Annotated in this window: 20 protein-coding genes; 11 read left to right on the top strand and 9 right to left on the bottom strand. The window is 62.3% G+C overall.

The genetic code is table 11. The annotated features are described in order from the left end of the window. Genes hisC through ROS217_RS10245 form a run of 3 tightly spaced genes read left to right on the top strand, consistent with a single transcriptional unit; the run spans position 1 to position 2,608 of the window. Positions 1-1,083 carry a histidinol-phosphate transaminase gene (gene hisC / locus ROS217_RS10255; protein ID WP_040650519.1) on the top strand — a complete coding sequence of 361 codons (1,083 nt, stop codon included), beginning with the start codon at positions 1-3 and terminating at the stop codon, positions 1,081-1,083. Further along, positions 1,083-2,000 (top strand): prephenate/arogenate dehydrogenase family protein, encoded by a 918-nt coding sequence (locus tag ROS217_RS10250; protein WP_009817657.1) that lies wholly within the window; start codon positions 1,083-1,085, stop codon positions 1,998-2,000. The genes hisC and ROS217_RS10250 overlap by 1 nt, the downstream gene beginning before the upstream one ends. After that, positions 1,997-2,608, top strand: coding sequence for an extensin-like domain-containing protein (locus tag ROS217_RS10245; protein ID WP_009817656.1), 612 nt, complete (start codon positions 1,997-1,999; stop codon positions 2,606-2,608). Before ROS217_RS10250 ends, ROS217_RS10245 begins: the two co-directional genes overlap by 4 nt. 3 nt (positions 2,609-2,611) lie before the next feature. Here ROS217_RS10245 and ROS217_RS10240 read toward each other — a convergent pair whose 3' ends face one another. The 7 genes from ROS217_RS10240 to ROS217_RS10210 all read right to left on the bottom strand — a co-directional run bounded on the left by ROS217_RS10240 (position 2,612) and on the right by ROS217_RS10210 (position 12,270). Then, positions 2,612-3,373, bottom strand: a complete 762-nt coding sequence (locus ROS217_RS10240) for an SDR family NAD(P)-dependent oxidoreductase (protein WP_009817655.1) — start codon at positions 3,371-3,373, stop codon at positions 2,612-2,614. Beyond that, on the bottom strand, positions 3,370-4,947 hold the full coding sequence (locus ROS217_RS10235; protein ID WP_009817654.1) for a GMC oxidoreductase: 1,578 nt from the start codon (positions 4,945-4,947) through the stop codon (positions 3,370-3,372). Before ROS217_RS10235 ends, ROS217_RS10240 begins: the two co-directional genes overlap by 4 nt. Then, positions 4,944-6,941 carry an acyltransferase family protein gene (locus ROS217_RS10230; protein WP_009817653.1) on the bottom strand — a complete coding sequence of 666 codons (1,998 nt, stop codon included), beginning with the start codon at positions 6,939-6,941 and terminating at the stop codon, positions 4,944-4,946. The genes ROS217_RS10235 and ROS217_RS10230 overlap by 4 nt, the downstream gene beginning before the upstream one ends. Further along, positions 6,938-8,227: a glycosyltransferase family 4 protein gene (locus tag ROS217_RS10225; RefSeq protein ID WP_009817652.1), complete on the bottom strand. Its 1,290-nt coding sequence runs from the start codon at positions 8,225-8,227 to the stop codon at positions 6,938-6,940. Before ROS217_RS10225 ends, ROS217_RS10230 begins: the two co-directional genes overlap by 4 nt. Before the next feature lie 10 nt (positions 8,228-8,237). Beyond that, on the bottom strand, positions 8,238-9,632 hold the full coding sequence (locus ROS217_RS10220; protein ID WP_009817651.1) for a membrane protein: 1,395 nt from the start codon (positions 9,630-9,632) through the stop codon (positions 8,238-8,240). Between the two features lie 224 nt (positions 9,633-9,856). Continuing rightward, positions 9,857-10,546 carry a sugar transferase gene (locus ROS217_RS10215; protein ID WP_009817650.1) on the bottom strand — a complete coding sequence of 230 codons (690 nt, stop codon included), beginning with the start codon at positions 10,544-10,546 and terminating at the stop codon, positions 9,857-9,859. An 857-nt stretch (positions 10,547-11,403) separates the two neighbouring features. Next, positions 11,404-12,270, bottom strand: coding sequence for a branched-chain amino acid aminotransferase (locus ROS217_RS10210; protein ID WP_009817649.1), 867 nt, complete (start codon positions 12,268-12,270; stop codon positions 11,404-11,406). A 166-nt stretch (positions 12,271-12,436) separates the two neighbouring features. Between ROS217_RS10210 and ROS217_RS10205 the strand changes: the two genes are divergently transcribed. The 4 genes from ROS217_RS10205 to leuC all read left to right on the top strand — a co-directional run bounded on the left by ROS217_RS10205 (position 12,437) and on the right by leuC (position 15,979). Continuing rightward, positions 12,437-12,934 carry a MarR family winged helix-turn-helix transcriptional regulator gene (locus tag ROS217_RS10205; protein ID WP_009817648.1) on the top strand — a complete coding sequence of 166 codons (498 nt, stop codon included), beginning with the start codon at positions 12,437-12,439 and terminating at the stop codon, positions 12,932-12,934. Next, the gene (locus tag ROS217_RS10200; RefSeq protein ID WP_009817647.1) at positions 12,931-13,632 is read left to right on the top strand and encodes a response regulator; all 702 of its coding nucleotides are present in this window, start codon (positions 12,931-12,933) and stop codon (positions 13,630-13,632) included. The genes ROS217_RS10205 and ROS217_RS10200 overlap by 4 nt, the downstream gene beginning before the upstream one ends. Before the next feature lie 159 nt (positions 13,633-13,791). Further along, positions 13,792-14,298, top strand: coding sequence for a hypothetical protein (locus ROS217_RS10195; RefSeq protein ID WP_009817646.1), 507 nt, complete (start codon positions 13,792-13,794; stop codon positions 14,296-14,298). 277 nt (positions 14,299-14,575) lie between these two features. Continuing rightward, positions 14,576-15,979, top strand: coding sequence for a 3-isopropylmalate dehydratase large subunit (gene leuC, locus ROS217_RS10190; protein WP_009817645.1), 1,404 nt, complete (start codon positions 14,576-14,578; stop codon positions 15,977-15,979). Positions 15,980-16,029: 50 nt separating this feature from the next. Here leuC and ROS217_RS10185 read toward each other — a convergent pair whose 3' ends face one another. Next, entirely contained in the window at positions 16,030-16,638 is a 609-nt protein-coding gene (locus tag ROS217_RS10185; RefSeq protein WP_217623014.1) for an isopropylmalate isomerase, read from the bottom strand. An 87-nt stretch (positions 16,639-16,725) separates the two neighbouring features. Between ROS217_RS10185 and leuD the strand changes: the two genes are divergently transcribed. The 4 genes from leuD to leuB all read left to right on the top strand — a co-directional run bounded on the left by leuD (position 16,726) and on the right by leuB (position 20,754). Continuing rightward, positions 16,726-17,331 (top strand): 3-isopropylmalate dehydratase small subunit, encoded by a 606-nt coding sequence (gene leuD / locus ROS217_RS10180; RefSeq protein ID WP_009817643.1) that lies wholly within the window; start codon positions 16,726-16,728, stop codon positions 17,329-17,331. 370 nt (positions 17,332-17,701) lie between these two features. Then, on the top strand, positions 17,702-18,514 hold the full coding sequence (locus tag ROS217_RS10175) for a hypothetical protein (RefSeq protein ID WP_009817642.1): 813 nt from the start codon (positions 17,702-17,704) through the stop codon (positions 18,512-18,514). A gap of 8 nt (positions 18,515-18,522) precedes the next feature. Then, positions 18,523-19,569, top strand: a complete 1,047-nt coding sequence (locus ROS217_RS10170) for an endonuclease/exonuclease/phosphatase family protein (RefSeq protein ID WP_009817641.1) — start codon at positions 18,523-18,525, stop codon at positions 19,567-19,569. A 78-nt stretch (positions 19,570-19,647) separates the two neighbouring features. Further along, positions 19,648-20,754, top strand: coding sequence for a 3-isopropylmalate dehydrogenase (gene leuB / locus ROS217_RS10165; RefSeq protein WP_009817640.1), 1,107 nt, complete (start codon positions 19,648-19,650; stop codon positions 20,752-20,754). Positions 20,755-21,159: 405 nt separating this feature from the next. On the opposite strand, the gene adh is transcribed toward leuB, so the two are convergent. Continuing rightward, a complete protein-coding gene (adh, locus tag ROS217_RS10160) occupies positions 21,160-22,680 on the bottom strand; it encodes an aldehyde dehydrogenase (RefSeq protein ID WP_009817639.1) in 1,521 nt (506 codons plus the stop codon). Between the last annotated feature and the right edge of the window lie 11 nt (positions 22,681-22,691).

Here is a 22,691-nt window from a genome sequence, read left to right as displayed (position 1 = left end):
ATGACCAAGATCACGCCACAGCCGGGCATCATGGAAATCGCGCTCTACAAGAGTGGCGAGGCCGTGATTGCGGGCAAATCCGAGATCCTGAAACTCTCGGCCAATGAGAGCCCCTATGGCCCCTCGGACAAGGCCAAGGCGGCGTTTGCGCGCTCTGCGGCGACGCTGCACCGTTATCCCGGCACCGACCATGCCGACTTGCGCGGAGCCATTGCCGAGGTGCATGGGCTGGACCCCGAGCGCGTGATCTGTGGCGTGGGATCGGACGAGGTGTTGCAGTTCGTGGCGCAGGCCTATGCCGGGGCGGGGGATGAGGTGATCCACACCGAGCATGGCTTTGCCATGTATCCGATTCTGGCCCATGCGGTCGGCGCCACGCCGGTCTGTGTGGCCGAGCGTGACCGCGTGGTGGATGTGGATGCGATCCTGGGGGCCTGCACGCCCCGGACCCGGATCGTGTTTATCGCCAACCCCGGCAATCCGACCGGCACCATTCTGCCCGACGCGGAAGTGGCGCGGTTGGCGGATGGCCTGCCCGAGGGGGCCATTCTGGTGCTTGACGGGGCCTATACCGAGTTTGCCAAAGGCTATGACGGCGGTGTCGCACTGGTCGAGGCGCGTGACAATGTCATCATGACGCGCACCTTTTCCAAGGCTTATGGTCTGGGCGGGCTGCGGATCGGCTGGGGCTATGCGCAAACGGCGATGATCGAGGTGCTGAACCGTATCCGCCAGCCCTTTAACCTGTCGCCCACGCAACTCGCCACCGCCGAGGCCGCAGTGCGGGATCAGGACTGGCTCAGCAAGGTGGTGAGCGACACGATGCGCAACCGCGCATGGTTGACCGAGGCGCTGCGCGAGACCGGCGTCGCGGTTGATAAGAGCCATGCCAACTTTGTGCTGGCGCGGTTTGCCTCGGATGACGAGGCTGCGGACTGTGATGCAGCGTTGCGCGCCGATGGGATCATCGTGCGCCGGGTGGGCGGCTATGGCTTTCCCGAAGGCTTGCGGATCACGGTGGGCGAGGAATCCGCCTGTCGCCGGGTCGCGCATGTGATCGGACAGTTCAAGGGGGTCCGGTGATGGCGCAAATCTATGACCGGGTGGCGCTGATCGGGCTGGGGCTGATTGCAAGTTCGATGTTCTTGGCGATGAAACGCGCGGGCGTGGTCGGAGAGGTGACGGGCTATGCGCGCTCATCTGACACGCGGGATGTGGCGCGCGAAATCGGCCTCTGTGATCGGGTGTGCGATAGCGCGGCCGAGGCGGCAGAGGGGGCCGATCTGGTGGTGCTCTGCGTGCCGGTGGGCGCGATGGGGGCGGTTGCCGCCGAGATCGCGGGCGCGCTCAAGCCCGGCGCCACGGTCAGCGATGTGGGATCGGTCAAGAAGGCCGTGATCGAAGCGGTCGGGCCGCAACTGCCCGAGGGGGTGCATTTCGTCCCGGCGCATCCGCTGGCGGGGACCGAGCATTCGGGGCCACGTTCGGGCTTTGCCGAGCTCTTTGACAATCGCTGGTGTCTGATCGTGCCGCAGGACGGCAGCGACCGGGCGGCGGTAGAACGGTTAGAGCGGTTCTGGCAGGCGCTTGGGTCGAACACCGATGAGATGGATGCCGAACATCACGATCTGGTGTTGGCGGTGACAAGCCATGCGCCGCACCTGATCGCCTATACGATGGTCGGCGTGGCCGACGATCTGCGCCGGGTCACCGACAGCGAGGTGATCAAGTATTCCGCCGCCGGGTTTCGGGATTTCACCCGGATTGCCGCGAGCGATCCAACCATGTGGCGCGATGTGTTTCTCAACAACAAGGAGGCGACATTGGAAATTCTGGGCCGCTTTACCGAGGAGCTCTTTGCGCTGCAACGCGCCATTCGCATCGGCGACGGGGAGCATCTGCACGCCTATTTCACCCGCACGCGCGCGATACGGCGGGGCATCATCGAGGCTGGGCAGGACACCGCCGCGCCGGATTTTGGACGGGCGACGAAGGCATGAGGCGCGCCGTTCTGGGCATGGCGATGGGGCTGAGCCTGATCGCCTCGGGCTGCGGTCGCAGCGACAATGACGAGGTCAGCCGGGGCGGCGGGATTTGCGGTGATCCGGGGCTGGTGGGATCGGTTTCGGGGTTTCAGCATCACGAGGTGAATGGCTGTGGCGTGGACCGTGCGGTGCGGCTTGAATCCGTGCATGGCGTGCGGTTGAGCCAGGCCGCGACGCTGGATTGCCCGACGGCGCGTGCGCTCGGGAATTGGGTGAAGCGCAGTGCCAAGCCTGCCGTGGGGCGCATGGGGGGCGGTTTGACGGGGCTACAGGTTCCCGCGCATTACGTCTGCCGCACGCGCAACAGTCAGCCCGGTGCGCGCATCTCTGAGCATGGACGCGGCAAGGCAATCGACATTTCGGCGTTGAAGTTGAAGGATGGCTCGGAAATCTCGGTGCTGCGGGATTGGAATAGCGGGCACAAGGGGCGCATTCTCAAGCGCGTTCATGGCGAGGCCTGTGGGACATTCGGCACCGTGCTGGGACCAAATTCGGACCGGCACCATCAGGACCATCTGCATTTCGACACCGCCAAACACGGCAACGGACCCTATTGCCGCTAGCTGTCAGGCTGGGATCACGCGCGGGGTGCGGCGGCGCAACAGGAGCGCATCCTTGATCCGGCCCTTGAGGCCACGCGGCGGCAGGATTTCGCGGTCGCGCTCGAACACAGCACCATTGAGGGCTGGATCGTGCCATAGCGCGAGCGCCGCCCCCCATCGCGCCGCCTGCGCCGGGTCAAGCCCATGAGGCACGCCCATGCGGGTGGCAAGCATGCCCGGCATCCAGTCGGTCAGCACAATGTCCGGAAAGCGGTCGGCGAGATCAGCCAGAAGCGCGCGCGTGAGGATGCGCCCTGCCCCTTTGGATACCGCATAGGCCGAGGAGGCGGGCAAGGGGGCCAGATCGGCGAAGGTCGAGACAGTGAGGATACGGCCAAAGCCGGTCTCGACCATGCTGTCGAGCGCAAGCCGCGTGCAGGCCACTGTACCACCGAGATTGATCGCCATAGTTTCGGCGAAGCTCTCGGGTGTTTCATCGAGAAAATCGCGGCGTGGATAGATGGCAGCGTTGTTGATCAGCAGCGTCACCGGCGCGGTTTGGGTGATCTGAGCAAAGGCCGCGCGTAGGGATTGAGGGTCTGCGACATCGGCGGTGACGGGCGTGATCCGACCCGTGGGGTCCAGAGCGGCGGTCTCGGCGATTCCCTCGGGCGCACGGCCAAGGGCCACCACGCGCTGTCCCCGCGCCGCGAGTTCCACTGCGAGCGCGCGCCCCAGCCCACCGCCTGCGCCAGTGACAACTGCGATACCGTCCGAGAGCCTCATGTCGTGGCCTTTCTGCGGCGAGCGATCACCTCGGCCACGCGCAGCGCATTGGCAGCGATGGTGAGGCTCGGGTTGACGCCCATCGACGAGGGCATGAAGGAGGCATCCGCGACATAGAGATTGTCCAGCCCATGCGCCCGGCACTCGGGGTCGAGCACGCTGGTCGCGGGATCGGTGCCGAACCGCAACGTGCCGCAGGGGTGGCCAAAGTTCAACTCTGGCGTATGGGTCAGGAACAGTCGCCGATGCCCACGCAGCCCCGCTCGGATGGCCCGGCGAAAGGCGCGGCGGCGGTTCAGGAGTTCGGAGTGGAGCGTGTAGGTGATGTCGATGGCATCGGGGGCTGTGCAGTCATAGGTGACGCGGTTCTCAGAGTATCCCAGATCCTCCATCAGCCCGACAAAGACCTGCGCCCGCCCCAATATGCGCGCGGCTAGGGCCGCAGGCAGGCGGGTGAGGTGGCGTAGGGGTCGGAGGTGACGCAGGGCGGAGCGGTCGAACATGCCGTTCAGCGTATGCACGATCTCGCCGTAACCTGCCGCGATGCCCATGGCCTGCACGGTGCCGAAGCGCTGCCCGTCGCGGTGGTAGAAATCGCGGAGCGAGATGGCCTTGCCGGGGCCATTCTCAGCCGTACCGCGCGGCGGCCAGAGGGCGAAAATCTCGTTGAGGTGGAACATGAGGTTGCGGCCCACGAGGCCGGAGCTATTGGCGCAGCCGTCGGGCCAGTGCTCGGACGCGGAGGCCAGAAGCAGGCGAGGCGAGGCGAGCGCACCGGCGGCCAGCACGATCTGCGGCGCGGTGAGCGTGAAGGTTTCGCCGTCGCGCGTAACCTCGATATGGGTGATGCTGTGGGACGTACCGCAGAGGCGGCGCACCTCGGCACGGTCGAGAAGGGCAGCATTGCCGGTGGCAAGCGCCGGGTCCACCCCGGCAGAGCGGCCATCCATCTTGCAGGGTTTGGGGCATTTGACGCCCAGGCACTCATGGCATCCCGGCAGATAGCGGATCGCGGCGTGCAGGCGGTAGGGGTGTAGCCCCACCGATTGCAGACTGCGCATGAGAGCGGCATCCACAGCCGAGAGTGGCGGCGCGGGCCGTAGGGAGGGGGCGGGCTCCGGCGAGAGCGGATCGGGGTCACCGCAGATATGCAGGAGGTCTTCGGCCTCTGCATACCAGTCGCGCATCGCGTCAAAGCCCACGGGCCAACCGCCGGTGGGATGCGGGCGGGTCTCTGTCGCCTCAAGATCGTGGCGCTCGGGGCGTTCCAGCGTGGCGGCATAAAACACCGACGATCCGCCCACCCCGGCCCCGATGGGACCAAAGAATTCCGACGCGCGGCCATTGATCTGCGCGCGGATCGGGCCGGGCCAATAGCCGCGCAACTGTCGGGCGGTGGGATCGAACATTTCGGGATTGAGCCCCTGACGCTCGGATCGGTGGCCGGATGGGCCTTTCTCGATGAAGAGCACCTTGAGGCCCCGCTCGGCCAGCCTGCGTCCGATGAGGCCGCCGCCCATGCCGGTGCCGATGACGATCACGTCCCACTGGGAATTGCGGATCTCGGCGGTCATTGCGGAGCCTCGAAGACAGGGGCGAAAAGATCGCTGAGGGCGATGGCGGCGCGGTTGGTGAGGTGGTTGTTGTCGAAGTAAAGCGATTGGCCGTCCTGCATCACGTCACAGGTGCTGGCATCGCAGAGGTGCAGCCACGGGTCTATCAGGCTGATCGCGCCGGAGTGGGCCAAGGCCATCAGCGGCGCCTCGGCATGGGCGGCGCGGGCAAGCGCCAGGTCTCGGGGCACGCCGAGGCGGGTCGTGTCCTCGGGGCTCATGCGGCCATGCACCAGCGCACGGGCCACGGCGCGGGAATCGTACTCTGGCACCTCAGGCGGTTGGCGCAGGATGTAGATGCGGGGGAATTGCGGGGCGAGTTCGGCAATGGTGCGGGTGAGCGCCGCGGTGAAAAGCGTGTGTTGCGGCCCATGGGGCAAGAGGCTGTCGGGCAGAGGCGCGAGGGTGATGCGATTGTGGGCGTCCAGCCCCACCCCCTGCCCTTCGGCGTAATAGGACCAGCGGCCGACGAGGAGGAGCGTGTGCAGCCTGTCTAATTGGGCGATGCCATCGCGGATGGTTTGATTGGCGCGGGTGCAGGCGGCATCCTGCGCCGGGGTGACGGCGGTTTCGGCCTTAGCCACGTCAAAGAGCGGCGGGCAGCCCGCGTGCCAGAGGATCAGCGCGGGGCGGTTCGCGGCGTGGGCGGCGGTCTCCAGCCCTTCCTTGATGGCGCGCAGGTGGCTGTCGCCCCAGATCAGCACCTCGGGCGCGCCATCGGGGCCGATGGGACAGGTTTCCACCCCGGCAAGGGGGCCGGTGGTGGGGACGGTGCAACGCGACCAGTCCTGATTGAAATCACCGGAGGCGGCGATATGGGTGCGCAATTCGGGGGCAAAGCGGGCGGGCAAGCCATCGCCGCGCCAAAGCAACAGGCCGACGGCCAGCAGCGCCAGTGAGGCCAGCGCTGTGCCCGAGACGAGCGCGCGGGTGCCGGCCTGTGTCTGGCGCACCGGGCGTTCGATATAGCGCCATGAGAGGGTGGAAAGGGCAAAGGCGAGGGTAAGCCAAGCCCCAGCCTCGACGGGGCCAGAATAGCCATCGCGCCAGTAGGAGGAGAGCACGAAGACCGGCCAATGCCAGAGGTAGAGCGAATAGGAGATGAGGCCGATGAACACCGGCGCGGGGCGGGTCAAGGCGCGGTTGACGGGGTTGGCATCGCGTCCATTCATCAGGATCAGGAGCGTGCCTGCGACGGGCAGGATCGCCTGCCAGCCGGGAAATCCCTCGGCGCCGATCAGGGACACGGCGGTGAGGATCAGCGCCAGACCGGCCCATGAGAGCGCCGGGTGGAGGGCAAAGCGCCAGCCCCGTTCCTGCCCCGCAATGGCGAGAAGAACGCCTGCCAAAAGCTCCCACGCGCGGAAGGGGAAGAGGTAAAAGGCGCCTGAGGGCGAGCGGGGCGTGAGCCAGAGGCAGGCGGCGAACGAGAGCGCGGCGAGGGTCGCAAGGATCACCGGCAGCGTGGGCCGCCAGCGGGCGAGGGTGAGCAAAAGGAAGGGCAGGACGATGTAGAACTGTTCCTCGACCGCCAGCGACCATGTGTGCAAGAGCGGCTTTTCCTCGGATATGCCGTCGAAATACCCGGCTTCGCGGTAGAAATGGATATTCGAGAGATAGACCGTGGCGGCGATGAGGGATTTGCCGAATTCGCGGAATTCGAACGGCAAGAGGATGAGCCAGCCCATGATCAGCGTCGCCGCCGCCATGGCGAAATAGGCGGGGGCCAAGCGGCGCAGACGGCGCAGGTAGAACCGGGCAAGGCGGATGCGCCCGGTTTCGCGCAGGTCCGTCCAGAGGATGCCACCGATCAGAAAGCCGGAAATCACAAAGAAGATATCCACGCCGACAAAGCCGCCGGGGATGCCGGGCAGCCCGAAGTGGTAGAGCACGACCGACAGCACCGCGATGGCACGCAGACCGTCGATTTCGGGGCGATAGGCGGCGGCGCTCATGCGGCAAAGACCTCTGGCAGCGGGGTCTTGGCCAGCAGGGCGTCATAGACGGTGCGGACCTGCCGCGCCTTGGCGGCCCAAGTGGCGTGCTCCAGCACCCAATCGCGGCCCGCCTGCCCCATGGCGGCCAATGTGGCGCGGTCTTGGGAGAGCGCATCCAGCGCCGTGGCAAAGCCTGCGATGATCTCGGTCCGGCTGCCCAAGGGCACCTTGACCCCGCGCGATGCTGTGACCAATTCGCCGGGGCCTGCGTAATCGACGATGAGCGGCGGCACGCCCAAGGCCATCGCCTCGAGCACCACGCCGCCGCCGAATTCACGGATCGAGGGGAAGACGAAGAGGTGGCAGGTGGCCAGCACATCCTGCACACGGGCATGGTCCAACCAGCCGTGAAAGGTAATGTGCCCGGCCACGCCCAAGCTGTCGGCCTGCGCGCGCAGGGTGGGCATCATCGGCCCGTCGCCCACCAGATCAAGATGCAGACGCCCGGCGCGCAGGAGGGGCGCTGCGGCCTCGATCAGCATGTCCGGGCCTTTGTAGGGTACCAACCGCCCGACGAAGGCCGCATGCAGGGGACCATCCGGCGCAGGCGTGGCGATGTGGGAAAAGCGGATGGGATCAATCGCGTTTTCGGGCAGATAGACGGTTTTGGCGCGGGCAAAGCTGGGCATTTCGCCTTGGGTATGGCGCGAGCCTGCGAGGATGGCAGCGGCGTGGCGCAGGGTTGCGGTGCGGCCCGGCAGTGCCTTGTAGGCGCTGCGCAGGTAGCTGAGATATTCGCGCTCGCGCCGCCGCTCGGCGTCAAAGCCAGCGGGCCACGGCACGCCGCCATTCAGCGGCCCAAGCACAAAGGGGGCGCCCGCGCGGGCGCATTTGCCCGCCAGCGACGAGGAAATCGTCGGGCTGAGCGGGGTGATGCGGTGGACGATGTCATAGCGCCCGGAGCGGATGGCATCGCCAAACTGTCGCCACACAAGATGCTCGAACCACGGATAGCTCATGGCGTTGATCACTTGCAGCGTCGTCCAGCCCCTGCCCTGCCCCATGCGCAGCCGCTCGCCAAGCGCCCAGAGGGGGCGGGCAATCGCCTCGGAATCGATGGCGGTGAAGTCCTGCCCCTCGATCAGCCCCGCGCGCAGGAATGCGTCGCGGTTGCGAACCTGCGTGACGATATGCACCTCGGCCACCTCGCGCAGCGCGGTGGCCAGAGACCAGCCCACCAGCGGCACGCTGACCCATTCGGGATTGGCGGCCTCGGCAATGGCCAGCACGCGGGGGCGGGTCATCAGGGGTGTCTCACATGATCGGGCGCCAGCCCAGCGGGCGGCGGCGAGCTGTCACGGGGTGCTGGTGGCGCGCCGCCTCGGCCAGCCCCAGCACCGCCCCGGCAAAAAGCCATGTCAGCGGCGTGAGCGTGGCATTGGGCAGCATGTCGATCAGATTGATCGCGAGCAAGAGCGCCACTGGCCCGATCAGACGCACATGGGCGGCATTGCCCAGACGGCGGCTATAGTGCCACAGCATCAGGACAGGCAGGGTGATGAGACCGAATTCGGCCAGATAGCCGACCCAGCCGAAAATACCGATGAGGATGATCCAGCGCCCGTCCGTTACGGTCTCGATCACGCCGGTGACGGGATTGAGGATATGGTTGCGTCCCCAACTGCCCCAGCCAAACAGCGGCTTTTCAAGGGCGCGTTCCATCAGAATATCCTCGTTATCGAGACGGAATCGCAGGGAATTGGCGCGTTCAGGGTCAACTTTGCCTGCCTGTTCGAGAATCCAGTCGACCGGGATCAATCCCGCCCCCTTGAGCACCGGATAGCTGATGGCCATCACGGCCATGACCCCTGCAATGCGGATTTGCATCCGGGGGGGTAGGAACAGCGCCAGCGGAGCCAGATAGACCCCGTAAAGCAGGGAGCCCAGCGATTTGCAGAGCACAAGAACCACCCCGAGATAGAGCGCCGCCACCAGGAAGAGGACACGCCGCCTCGCATCCGCTTCGCGCGCCAGCGCGAGCGCGCAGGTCATCGCCATGACGGTGAAAAACGCGACCCAAAGACCATGATACATAAAGACGATGGGCCGGAACCCGCCCGAGCGCATCATCTGCTCGAAACTGTGCTGGAAATAGCCATAGATCCAGATGTTGAGCTGTGGCGAGAGCCGGACCTCAAGCAACATGGGCAGAGAATAGATCAGCCCACCCAGCATCAGCGCCATCACCAATTCACGAAGCCCATTTGGCGTAGCCAGATGCTGCCGCGCGAGGAGAAATGGCAAGAGGAGGATGAATTGCAAGAGGACGAGCGCCACCATGTCCTTGAGCCCCAGCGAAGGCAGGCCGATGCGCCCATAGAACACCGGGTCGCCATTGGTGAGGACCGTGGCCACGGGGCTGAGGACGAAGAGCGCGACGAGGACACGCCCCGGCAAGCTCTGCGGCAGGAGCGGCGCACGGCGGCCCGCGTGAATGAGGCAAATGACAAAGGTGGCAAGGCTGGGCAGCGATTCCTTGGTCAAGGGCGGCATCAGGGGGAAATCAAAGGCGGCGGGCGGCGGCGGCAGGACCATATAGGCGCCCAGGAGCGACCAGATCAAAGCGCGCTCGATCGGCCACCACCGGAACATCGCCAGCGTGATCAGCGGCCAAGCCGCAAGCATCAGATAGGCCGTAGCATTGGGCATGACGCGCCGGGCACCTCGTTGACTGTTTCGCCGGTCTTGCCGCAGAGTGCGGCACGACCCTCAGGGGCCGCCTAGCAGGGCCAGCCTAAGTGCCAAAGCCCATGAATTTCAACAATTTCGCGATTTTACGACGGGATTTTGGCCGCGAGGTGCATCAATGCGCCAGTCCGGGGCCAATTGTCCCGCGCGAGAGCAGTTCCCGCGCGGGCAATCGGTGCAGTCGCTTAACAGCCGGTGCCGGTGAGAACCACGCGGAAGGTGCAAGCCATGACGCGCAGGTCAGTCCAGAGCGACAACTCGGTCAGATACTTTGTATCAAATTGCGCGCGGGCAGCAAAACTGCTCTCGTTGCGCACGGAAATCTGCCAGTAGCCCGTGATGCCAGGGCGCAGGGCATAGTAGCCGCGACCGGGATAGAGCGCCTTTTGGCAGGGCATCATCGGGCGCGGGCCGACGATGGACATATCGCCAATCAGCACGTTCCACAGTTGCGGCAACTCATCAAACGATGTCTTGCGGATCAGCCGACCGATCCGGGTGATCCGCGGGTCGTGACGCAGTTTCTGATGTTGGTCCCACTCCAAACGACGCGCAGGATTGGCTGCGAGATAGCTCTCGAGGAGCGCGTCGGCGTTGACGACCATGCTGCGGAGCTTCCACATCCGAAAGATGCGTCCATTCTTGCCAACACGGTCTTGGGCGTAGAACGGCGACGCCCCATCACGGGCGATGAGAACCGCCAAAATCGCCACGATAATCAGCACGGGTGGTGCGACGATCAGAACAATAGCGACGTCCAACACACCCTTGAAAATGACCGAATAGATCTGAGATCGTTTCGGTGTGATTGAAGAACTTTGAATAAAGTCCGCGTCCTTCTGGCGCAATGGCACCGGAACTGTTTGAAACGACATGGCAGCACTCCCCAGAAGCTCTAAACCCAACTAACCGTTTAAACGTCACACATGAGCCCGTTATTTTTCAGTTCGCCGCATCGAGTGACAAACCAGTCTCAAATATGCCCGAAATGTGGCACAACTCGTGCAACATTTCGGCATGCTCGGATACACGTAATCCAACACACTATGCATATGACTTCGGTCAGGCTTACTCACCCCATGAAGATAACAGGCCAATGCCCCCACTGCCTGTCAGCCCAAGATTTTATAGGTATTAAGCTAACTTGATTGAAAATGCTCTCTTGTCTTGAGCAAGTCAATGACCTCAGGAAAATACAACCCTGACGTGTAATGCCCTTAGAGGGTAGCCTGTCGCTGATTGCAATCAGACCGTGAGTGTCCAAATTCTGCCGCAAAGACCCACGTCATCTTTCGTCACCTGTGGCCACTTTTGGCCACATTTTAACCACAAATCCAACCCTCCACTCTTGGCATCACACGAAGAGAACCAGGGCTCTTTCAGGCGCATTGTCCCGACACCCGAAACAACGCTTCGATATGAAGACGATTGCCATCCATCTCGGGCAAAATGCCGGACTCGGTCGCAGGGGAATATCGCGAGATGGGATACGACCTCGCCCCACTCGCGGGAAATGCGTCGGGAGCGGCCAGACGACGGGGGTCAAACAGAGCTCCGCCACAATTATGACACGTTTAAGGAGAGCGGCCTTGCCCGCTCGACGTGACGATCGCGGTGGCTACGCGTCATTTGCCACCGAATCACTCAAAGAATCGCCGGCCAGAGTCGCGCATTTGACAGAAAAATGCCGCCCGGCGGAACCGGACGGCGGATCGTTGAGACTATATGTAAATCAGGCGCGCACGAGCGCCTCATAGGCCTGAGAGACCTCTTGGGTCATCGCACCCACGTCGAACGTGTACGCCCCGATCTGACCCACAGGCGTCACCTCGGCGGCAGAGCCAGTGAGCCAGCACTGTTCGAACCCTTCAAGTTCCTCGGGCATGATGTGGCGTTCATGCACCTTGATCTGACGGTCCTTGAGCATGCCGATCACGGTCTGACGGGTGAGGCCGTTTAGGATCGCGTCGGGCAGCGGTGTGTGCACCTCGCCATCCTTGACGAAGAAGATGTTGGCCCCCGTCGCCTCGGCGACATAGCCGCGATAGTCGAGGAACATGGCATCCGAACAGCCCTTGGCCTCGGCGGCGTGTTTGGACATGGTGCAGATCATGTAGAGACCGGCGGCCTTGGCAGCGACGGGGATTGTCTCGGGGCTGGGGCGCTTCCATTTGGCGATGTCGAGCTTTGCGCCTTTCATCTTGGCATCCCCATAGTAATTGCCCCATTCCCACGCGGTCACAGCCATGCGAATTGGATTGCGCGCGGCGGCCACGCCCATGTCGGGGCCAGCACCGCGAAAGGCGACGACGCGCACATAGGCATTGGTTAACCCATTTGCGTCGAGGACCGCACGCTTGGCGGCTTCGATTTCATCCACCGAATAGGGGATTGCCATATCCATAAGTTCGCCCGATTTCAGCAGGCGTTCGGAATGGGCGCGGCTCTTGAATACTTTGCCGTCATAGCAGCGCTCGCCTTCAAAGACCGAACTGGCATAATGGAGCGCATGTGTCAGGATATGCACATTGGCGTCGCGCCATTCCACAAGTTTGCCATCCATCCAGATTTTGCCGTCACGATCATCATAGCCAGACATTTTCTGCTTCCTCTTAGCATGGTTTGCATTTATTGCGCAAAATATGTCCACCTCGGACATAAAATTGCGCAAAAACTGACATTCGCTAGCAGTTTGATCTTGGAATGTCAACAAAGCTGACTTAATGTGAAATACAAGGCGCGTAGATTGTGAACGGAGCGTGGGCATGGCCGAAATGCATGGCGGCGAAAACCTGTTGTTTCTCACGGATGAGCAGCTGCGTCAGGGCATTGAGGCAATGTTTTTTGCCTATCGCGGGTTCACCGCCGATCCCGACCGCATTCTGGCAACGATGGCCTATGGCCGGGCGCATCATCGGGCGATTCATTTCATCGCCCGCAGCCCCGGAACCACGGTGAACAACCTTCTCGCAATCCTTGGTGTGACCAAGCAATCGCTCAACCGGGTGTTGCGGACGCTTATCGAGGACGGGCTGGTCGAGAGCCGCGTCGGCACCACCGACAAGCGCGAGCGTCACCTGACGCTGACTGAGTCTGGGGCCGCTCTGGAACGTAAACTGTCGGATGCACAGCGCGCACGGATGCGCGCCGCCTATCGCGCTGCCGGGCCACAGGCCGTTGCGGGATTTCGTCAAGTGCTTGAGGCAATGATGGAACCTGACCTGCGCCGCCGCTATCACGCCATTCGGGAGACTGACACATGACCGAGCCCGCCCCGCACCTGCTGATTGTCGATGACGACGAGCGTATTCGCGGCCTCTTGCGCAAATTTCTGATGCGGCATGGATTTCTGGTGTCGGTCGCGCGGGATGCGGGGCATGCCCGCCGGGTGCTGGCGGGGTTGGATTTCGACCTCATCGTGATGGATGTGATGATGCCGGGCGAGAGCGGGGTCGAGTTGACCCGCGCTCTGCGCGAGACGCATACGACACCCATCCTGCTGTTGACCGCCAAGGGCGAAACGCCCGACCGGATTGAAGGGCTGGAGGCGGGGGCGGATGATTACCTGCCCAAACCGTTCGAGCCGAAGGAGTTGTTGCTCAGGATCAATGCAATCCTGCGACGCATGCCCGAGCCGGAGCCGGAGCAGACACAACCTAAGATCGTGCATATGGGCCCCGTGCGCTATGATATCGAGCGCGCCGAATTGAGCCGTAGCGGCCTGCCGGTCCGTCTGACCGCCACCGAAGTGCAGTTGATGCGGATCTTTGCCGAGAACCTGCGCAAGCCGGTGAGCCGTACCAAGCTGGTTGAGGATTTGGGCCGTGATGGCGGACAGGCACAGGAGCGTGCGGTCGATGTGCAGATCACCCGGTTGCGCCGCAAGATCGAGAGCGACCCCAAGCAGCCGCGCTATCTGCAAACCGTGCGCGGAGAGGGCTATATGCTCGCGTGCGACTGAGGGGTGGGGCGCGCGACACATTCCGAAATCACGATGTTTGCACGCATAAGTGACTGGATGAAACCAAACAACCGTTGAGTGTGTGGCACCTGCGTGAAAGGCTCTGGCTGTTGGCACCGGCAACCGGGCAACAGAGGTATTTTCGCAGGAGAACCGCACATGATCTTTACCCAGAAGGCAAGAGGCCTGGCCGCGCTGACCGCCACCGCTCTGATGCTGACAGGCGGGGCGATGGCCGCGCCCGTGGCTGTCACCGCCGTGATGGATCCGCAAGAGCAAATGCGTTTCGAGATGGGCGACGGCACGCCGCATTTCGTCCTCGCCGTGCGTCGCGAAGGCGTGTCCGAGGGCGAGGGTGTGCTGGCCGGGGCCAAGGTCACGGAATTCGGCTGGCATGACATTCAGCCGCCCTTGGGGGGCGATCCACGCGGCTATCTGCGGTTCGAGGCCGAGAACGGCGATGTGGCGATTATCAAGTTCACCGTGCGCGCGGTATTCATGAAAGGTGCGGACAAGCCCGCCTTGCATGATGACGGATTTTGGGAGTTGGTCAGCGGCACCGGGCAATTCGCGGACAAGCGCGGGGTTGGCGCGCTCAAGATCGAACCGGCGGGCGATCCCAAGCGGCTTTTCTCCCTGACGGGCGAGATTGGCGAGAAGCCCTGAGCGAACAGAGGCGTAGGGGGCACGCCCCCCTCTGCCCCAAGGTGTTTTGGTCAAAGCTCGCCGGGGCCAAGTGGCCTTGCGGCACGTGACCCTCTTGATAGAGCGGCTGCGGCACTGTATCTGCGGTGCATGACACGGGTTTTCGACATGGATGATCGCGCGCGCCTGCCCTGGAGGTTTTTCGGGGCGATGTGCAGCATAACCGCGCGCCTATGAGGCGCGCCGCCTTTTCGTGACGTCTCTTAGCCAATCCAACCAGCAAAACGGGAGAGGACGCATGTCCCCCAAGACACTCTATGACAAGATATGGGATGCCCATGTGGCCCATGAGGCCGAAGATGGCACCTGCCTTCTGTATATTGACCGTCACCTCGTGCATGAGGTGACGAGCCCACAAGCCTTTGAAGGGTTGCGTATGGCGGGGCGCGCGGTACATGCGCCCGACAAGACCATTGCCGTGCCGGATCACAACGTGCCGACCACGCTGGACCGCGCCAAGGGAATCGAGAATGAAGAAAGCCGCATTCAGGTCGAGGCGCTGGACAAGAATGCCAAGGATTTTGGTATTCATTACTACCCGGTGTCGGATGTGCGGCAGGGGATCGTGCATATTGTCGGGCCTGAGCAAGGCTGGACCCTGCCCGGCATGACCGTGGTTTGCGGCGACAGCCACACTGCCACGCATGGTGCCTTTGGCGCGCTCGCGCATGGCATCGGCACGTCTGAGGTCGAGCATGTGCTGGCGACGCAGACGCTCATTCAGCGCAAGGGCAAGAACATGAAGGTCGAGATCACCGGCAAGCTGCGCCCCGGTGTAACCGCCAAGGACATCACCCTGTCGGTGATCGGAGAGACCGGCACCGCAGGCGGCACCGGCTATGTGATCGAGTATTGTGGCGAGGCCATTCGCGATCTGAGCATGGAAGGCCGCATGACGGTCTGCAACATGGCGATTGAGGGTGGTGCGCGCGCAGGTCTGATCGCGCCGGATGAAAAGACGTTTGAGTATGTCAAAGGTCGTCCGCATGCGCCCAAGGGCGCGCAGTGGGAAGCGGCGCTCAACTGGTGGAAAACGCTCTATTCCGATGATGACGCGCATTGGGACAAGGTGGTGACACTCAAGGGCGAGGATATTGCCCCTGTGGTCACATGGGGCACCAGCCCCGAGGACGTTTTGCCGATCACCGCAAGCGTGCCTGCGCCTGAGGATTTCAAGGGTGGCAAGGTCGATGCGGTCAAGCGCGCGTTGGAGTATATGGGCCTCAAACCCGGTCAAAAGCTGAGTGATGTGGAGATCGACACGGTCTTTATCGGCTCCTGCACCAATGGCCGGATCGAGGATCTGCGCGCGGCGGCGGCAATCCTGAAGGGCAAGAAGGTCAAGGCGGGCTTGCGCGCCATGATCGTGCCGGGCTCTGGCCTTGTGCGTGCTCAGGCCGAGGAAGAGGGGCTGGCGGATATCTTTATCGAGGCCGGATTTGAATGGCGTCTTGCTGGGTGTTCGATGTGTCTGGCGATGAACCCGGATCAGTTGTCACCGGGTGAGCGCTGTGCGGCAACATCGAACCGCAATTTCGAGGGTCGTCAGGGCCGCGGCGGGCGTACCCATCTGATGAGCCCGGCCATGGCGGCGGCGGCGGCAATCACCGGCAAGCTGACAGATGTCCGGGAGATGATGTGATGGCAGGAAACTGGCCGATAAGGTCAGATCTCGTGCCGCATGTTACACGTTCAAGGCTTCGATCCCTGCGAGCCATCCGGCTTCAGGGATCGCAAGTGCTGACGCGATCCATAGGCCCAAATGGCATTCACAAAGATCAAAGCAATCCCAGACAGTTCGAGCGCCCAGTTCATGCGGACGTTTGCCACGGTCATGCCGATGATCCTGTCGAAATGGTGAAATCCAACTGCGCGGATGGCGATGAAGGTCAGCAGAATTCCAAGGCCGCACAGCGCTATGCCGATACGACCGAGATGGCGACGCAATCTGACGAGAGCGATCACCATGATTGCGACGCTAGCGGCCAGCAGTGCGAGGATGAAGCCAAACTGGACCGAGCCTCGGTTTTCGTACCACCCTTGCATTTGGGAAACACAGCGGCCCGTGGCCGTGAGTGCGGATTGCAGATCAAGCTGTTTGTTCACAGCGAGAAAGAGCAAGACAATGGACAGAATTGTCCAGAACCGACGGTCCTGCACACGGACCCGCGCAGTTGCAAAGCAAAGAAATCCCGTAACCGCGTAACCGCCAACAGTAATCCAACCCATGACGGATGGGTCGCCAATGCGCGGCGACCAGCGATGCGAGATGCAATCATAAAGCGTCGCGATGTCAATCATGTCCATGGGATGAGGTTACACATGTCTGCTTGTTTGCCAATAACGGAAAGCCGGATCGACGGGCTTGGCCGAGGATAGGAGAATAGAATGGAAAAGTTTGAGAAACTCAGCGGTATTGCCGCCCCCCTGCCCCTGATCAATGTCGATACCGATATGATCATCCCCAAGCAGTTTCTGAAGACCATCAAGCGGTCCGGTTTGGGCGTCAACCTCTTTGATGAGATGCGCTATGATGATGACGGCAAGGAGATCCCTGAGTTCGTGCTGAACAAGCCGCAGTATCGCGACGCGCAAATTCTGGTCGCAGGCGATAATTTCGGCTGTGGATCAAGCCGCGAGCATGCGCCTTGGGCGATCAAGGACTTTGGTATCCGCTGCGTCATTGCGCCGAGCTATGCCGACATCTTTTACAACAACTGCTTCAAGAACGGCATCCTGCCCATTGCCCTACCGCAGGATCAGGTCGATGTGCTGATGAAAGAGGCCGAGAAGGGCGCCAATGCGCGCATCGAGGTCGATCTCGAGGCGCAGACGGTGTCGACATCGGAGGGGGTGGTATTCGCCTTTGAAGTCGATGCGTTCAAGAAACACTGCTTGCTCGAAGGGTTGGACGATATCGGTCTGACACTCGAAAAGGCGAGTGCCATTGAAGCGTTTGAATCGAGCGCAGCACAGGCGCGCCCCTGGGTCTGACCAAGACTGGGGAAGACATTGAAGCGTCGCGGGCTTGCTCGCGGCGCTTTCTCTTTGACCAGCCCCTCTTGTGGTGCCTTGGGTGAAATCCACAAGATACAGTGTTTACAGCATCTTAGGTCACAAAGCTGCTGCAAGTTTGATGCAATCCTGCACCAGTTGCACCCTCAATCGGCCTTAAATCTTTCTTCTTATTAACCAAAGGCTTGTGGTGAAGGGTGAAAGAAGGCAAAAATTGGGCAAGATTGAGGCAGCCCGCCACAAAGCGCGGGACCAAGTTGGCACAAGGGCGCGGCACTGTACCGCGACCGACCAAGTTGTAGGGGAACGGGCAGTGTTTTCACTGATTCCAGGCGCGCTTGCGCGGGCGATGCTTATTGTAATTCTGGTGGCAACACCCTCTCTTGTCGTGCCATCGACAGGGGCGGACACGGCGCAGATCGTGATCGTCTTGTCGTTACTCGCGGGGTTCATGACCTTTATCGAATATTACGGCAAGTATCCCAGCATCATCGAATTCCGCTTTGCGCCCCCGTTAAACCGGTGCAAGTTCTTTGCCTTGGCGACCATTCTGTTTTCACTGTCGATGATCGTGCGCGGAACGACCGATCCGACTGGATGGACTGACGGGTTGACGCAGTTTGGACGTGGGTTGGGCGAAGCGATTGATTTTCCCTATTCCCCCGTGCGTCTGGTTGTACTGATGATGCCAGCCAATGCCGATGTCGCCCTGATCGACATGGTGCGGATTGCCTCGGGTATTTCCTATACGTTCTCGCTGGCGATGATCCTCTATTTCGTGACGCTGGTGCGGTTTTTGGGATGGCCTGCGCGTTCGGGTGCATTCAACGTCTGGGTCAACCTGCCGCTGTTTGACCCCACTGGAGGTGGCGATGTGCTGCACCGCTTGCGCCGGGATGCGGGTCTTAACATTGTATTAGGATCTTTGCTGCCATTCTTGATCCCGGCGGCGGTCCGTGCCGCCTCGAACGCGATAGACCCGATCTCCATCGCGAACCCGCAAACCTTGATCTGGACGATGACCGCATGGGCCTTTCTTCCTGCCAGCATGTTCATGCGCGGGATCGCGATGAGCCGGATCGCCGATATGATCGAGGACAAGCGCCGCCGTGCCTATGCCGAAGGCGATGCAATGACGGGCAAAGGGTTGCAAAGCGCCTGATTGCGGCGGTGCTGGTGCTGGCGTTCTGCACCCTGCCCGCGCACTCTGAGACCCTGCGTCTTGCAAGTTGGAATGTGAAACTGGACCGCGCCGGACCGGGGCTGCTCTTGCGGGATATTCTGTCAGGGAGCGATCCGCAGATCGAGGCCGTGGCAGGGGTGCTGTTGGTCGTTCGGCCCGACATTCTAGTGTTGCAAGGTGTCGATCACGACCTTGATTTGCTTGCCGTCAAAGCATTGCGGGACCGGATCGCGCAGGGCGGCGGGCCGCGATATGATCATCTCTTTGCGCCCCGCCCCAATAGTGGGATGGCAACGGCGCTCGATATGGATGGCGACGGGCGACGTGGCGGGCCACGCGATGCGCAGGGGTATGGCGACTTTGCGGGTCAGGGCGGCATGGCGCTCTTGTCGCGCTATCCTGTGGATCAGACTGAAGCGCAGGATTTCAGCACGCTCTTATGGCGCGACCTACCCGGCGCGCTCTTGCCGGTGCGGGATGGCCTGCCGTTTCCCTCAGAGGCCGCGCAGGCGGTGCAACGGTTGTCATCCAATGGACATTGGATAGTGCCGGTGATGCTCGCGTCGGGACCGATGCTTGTGATGACATTTCACGCCACACCGCCGGTGTTTGACGGGCCGGAGGATTTGAACGGGCGGCGCAACCATGATGAAATCCGGTTCTGGCAGCTATACTTTGATGGGGTGTTCGGGCCGCCGCCACAGGGGCGCTTTGTGCTGATGGGCGATGCCAACCTGGACCCCGAGGCCAGTGACGGGCAGCACCAAGCGATCCATGATCTGCTGGCCGATCCACGCCTGCAAGATCCGCGCCCGATGCGCCCCGAACCGGGGCCGGATGCCATGCGCCTGCACACCGTCCATTGGCCACCGCCCGGCCCTGGCGCACGGCGGGTGTCCTATATCCTGCCCTCTCGTGATCTCAACGTGGCAGGCGCGGGCGTGCATTGGCCGCCCGAGGACACGCCAGAGGGGGATTTGGCGGCCACGGCCAGCCCTCATCGTTTGGTGTGGGTCGATCTGAGTCTGCCGTAACTTCGGGGTTTCTTGACCATTCCAGGGCTTGCGTATAGGCCAACGGGCAACAGCAAATGCAACCCGAGGAAACGCCCCATGAGCAACCCATCGCTTCTTATTCTGCCCGGTGACGGGATCGGCCCCGAGGTCATGACCGAAGTGGTCAAGATCATCGACTGGTACGGGGCCAAGCGGGGGCTGGCGTTTGACGTGTCCGAGGATCTGGTGGGCGGGGCCGCCTATGACAAGCACGGGGTCCCGCTGCATGACGACACGATGGCGAAGGCGCAAGAGGTCGATGCCGTGCTCTTGGGCGCCGTGGGCGGGCCGAAATACGACAGCCTCGATTTCAGCGTCAAGCCAGAGCGCGGCCTCTTGCGGCTGCGCAAGGAAATGGACCTCTTTGCCAACTTGCGCCCGGCGCAATGCTTTGACGCGTTGGCGGATTTTTCCAGCCTCAAGCGCGATGTGGTGGCCGGTCTCGACATCATGATCGTGCGCGAATTGACGTCTGGCATCTATTTCGGCGAGCCGCGCGGCATCTTCACCGAAGGCAACGAGCGCGTGGGCATCAACACGCAGCGCTACACCGAGAGCGAGATCGACCGCGTGGCGCGCGCTGCGTTCGAGCTGGCGCGCAAGCGGGGCAACCGGGTCTGCTCGATGGAAAAGGCCAATGTGATGGAATCCGGCGTGCTCTGGCGCGAGGTCGTGCAAAAGGTGCATGACGCGGATTACCCCGATGTGGAGCTGAGCCACATGTATGCTGACAACGGGGCCATGCAGCTTGTCCGCGCGCCCAAGCAATTCGACGTGATCGTGACCGACAACCTCTTTGGTGACGTGCTCAGCGACTGCGCGGCGATGCTGACCGGCTCTTTGGGCATGCTGCCCTCGGCCTCGCTTGGTCTGCCGATGGCCAATGGTCGGCCCAAGGCGCTCTATGAGCCGGTGCATGGCTCTGCCCCCGATATTGCCGGTCAGGGCAAGGCCAATCCGATCGCCTGTATCCTGAGCTTTGCCATGGCGCTGCGCTATTCCTTTGATCAGGGGGATGAAGCGACGCGGTTGGAGAAGGCCGTGGAACAGGTGCTCGCCGATGGGCTGCGCACCGCTGACCTCTTGGGCGAAGAGGGTGTGACGCCGGTGTCTACCTCGCAAATGGGCGATGCGATTGTGGCGGCGCTTGACGCGAGTCTCTGAGGCAAAGTTTCGTTAAAGCCCGAAAGGCCCGCCAATTGCGCGGGCCTTTTTCGTTGGAGGGGGGCGCAGGTTTGGTTAGGTGGGCGTAGCGTTCTTTGGTCAAACGCGACGCAAATGACATGATTTGCCTGATGCTGACCTTGGCCACAATCGGTGAGCTGCGCGGTCGCTGGGCCGGGGACGAGCGATGCGACGGTGGGAACTGTCGCTTTATCCCTGCAAAGTCCGTATGACGCCAAAGTGTTACATGCCCCATCAAAATCGCTAGGCCGCGGGACGGCCCAGCGATCGCGCGGCGCCCTTCGGGCTTGTTCCGCGCGTGGACGCTTTGGGTAAGCGTCCGCCCCACAAAACAAAACCGCCGGGGAAGACCCCGGCGGCTTGCGCTCTTTAACCTGCGAACCCTCAGAAAAACCCGAGCTTGTTGGGGTTGTAGCTGACCAGCATGTTCTTGGTTTGCTGGTAGTGATCCAACATCATTTTGTGGTTTTCACGCCCAATGCCCGACTGTTTGTAGCCGCCAAAGGCGGCGTGAGCCGGGTAGGCGTGGTAGTTGTTGACCCAGACGCGGCCCGCCTCGACTGCGCGGCCAAAGCGGTAGGCCCGTGTGCCATCGCGGGTCCAGACACCGGCACCAAGGCCGTACATCGTGTCATTGGCGATGGCGAGCGCTTCGGCCTCATCCTTGAAGGTGGTCACAGAGACCACGGGGCCAAAGATTTCCTCCTGGAACACACGCATCTTGTTGTGACCCTTGAGGATAGTGGGCTGGATGTAATAGCCGCCCGCAATCTCGCCATTGAAGCGTGCGGCGTCGCCGCCCACCAGCACTTCGGCCCCCTCTTCCACCCCGATGGTGAAATAGGACATGATCTTGTCGAATTGCTGTTGGCTGGCCTGTGCGCCGACCATCGTGTTCATCTCGCGCGGGTCGCCCTGCTGGATCGCCTTCACGCGGGCGATGCAGCGCGCGATGAATTCCTCGTAGATGTCTTCTTGAATCAGCGCGCGGCTGGGGCAGGTGCAGACCTCGCCCTGATTGAAGGCAAAGAGAACAAAGCCCTCGACCGCCTTGTCGAGAAAGGCGTCATCGGCGGCCATCACATCCGAAAAGAAGATATTGGGGGATTTGCCGCCCAGTTCCAGCGTGACGGGAATGAGGTTTTCAGTGGCGGCCTGCATGATCTTGCGGCCCGTCGCGGTCGAGCCGGTAAAGGCGATCTTGGCGATCCGGGTTGAGCGGGCAAGCGGCGAGCCCACTTCGGCCCCCATGCCGTTGACGATGTTGAGCACGCCAGCGGGCAGCAGATCGGCGATGAGTTCAGCCAGCACCATGATCGCGGCGGGCGTTTGCTCGGCCGGTTTCAGCACGATGCAATTGCCTGCGGCGAGGGCCGGGGCAAGTTTCCAGGCCGCCATCAGGATCGAGAAGTTCCACGGGATGATCTGGCCCACAACGCCCAAGGGTTCGTGGAAATGATAGGCGACCGTGTCATTGTCGATCTCGGACATGGTGCCCTCTTGCCCGCGCAGGACACCCGCGAAATAGCGGAAATGGTCGATGGCAAGCGGGATGTCGGCAAATGTGGTCTCGCGGATGGGCTTGCCATTGTCCCAAGTCTCGGCCTGCGCCAGAAGGTCGAGATTGGCCTCGAGCACATCGGCGATCTTGAGCAGGGTGTTGGAGCGCTCGGTTGCAGAGGTACGCCCCCACGCTTCGCGCGCGGCATGGGCGGCATCAAGCGCCAGTTCCACATCCATCGCGTCAGAGCGGGCGACCTCGCAGACCACTTCGCCGGTGATGGGTGTGACATTGTCAAAATAGCGCCCATTCACGGGGGGCACAAATGTGCCGCCGATGAAATTGTCATAGCGCGTCTTGAAGGGCGAGGCATAGCTGCCCGCGACTTGGGTCATCTCGTTCATTGGGGTTCCTC

It is taken from the genome of Roseovarius sp. 217, from assembly GCF_000152845.1.
Classification (GTDB): Bacteria; Pseudomonadota; Alphaproteobacteria; order Rhodobacterales; family Rhodobacteraceae; genus Roseovarius.
Note: the sequence above shows the minus strand (reverse complement) of the source record. Positions and strands in the feature narration are given on the sequence as shown.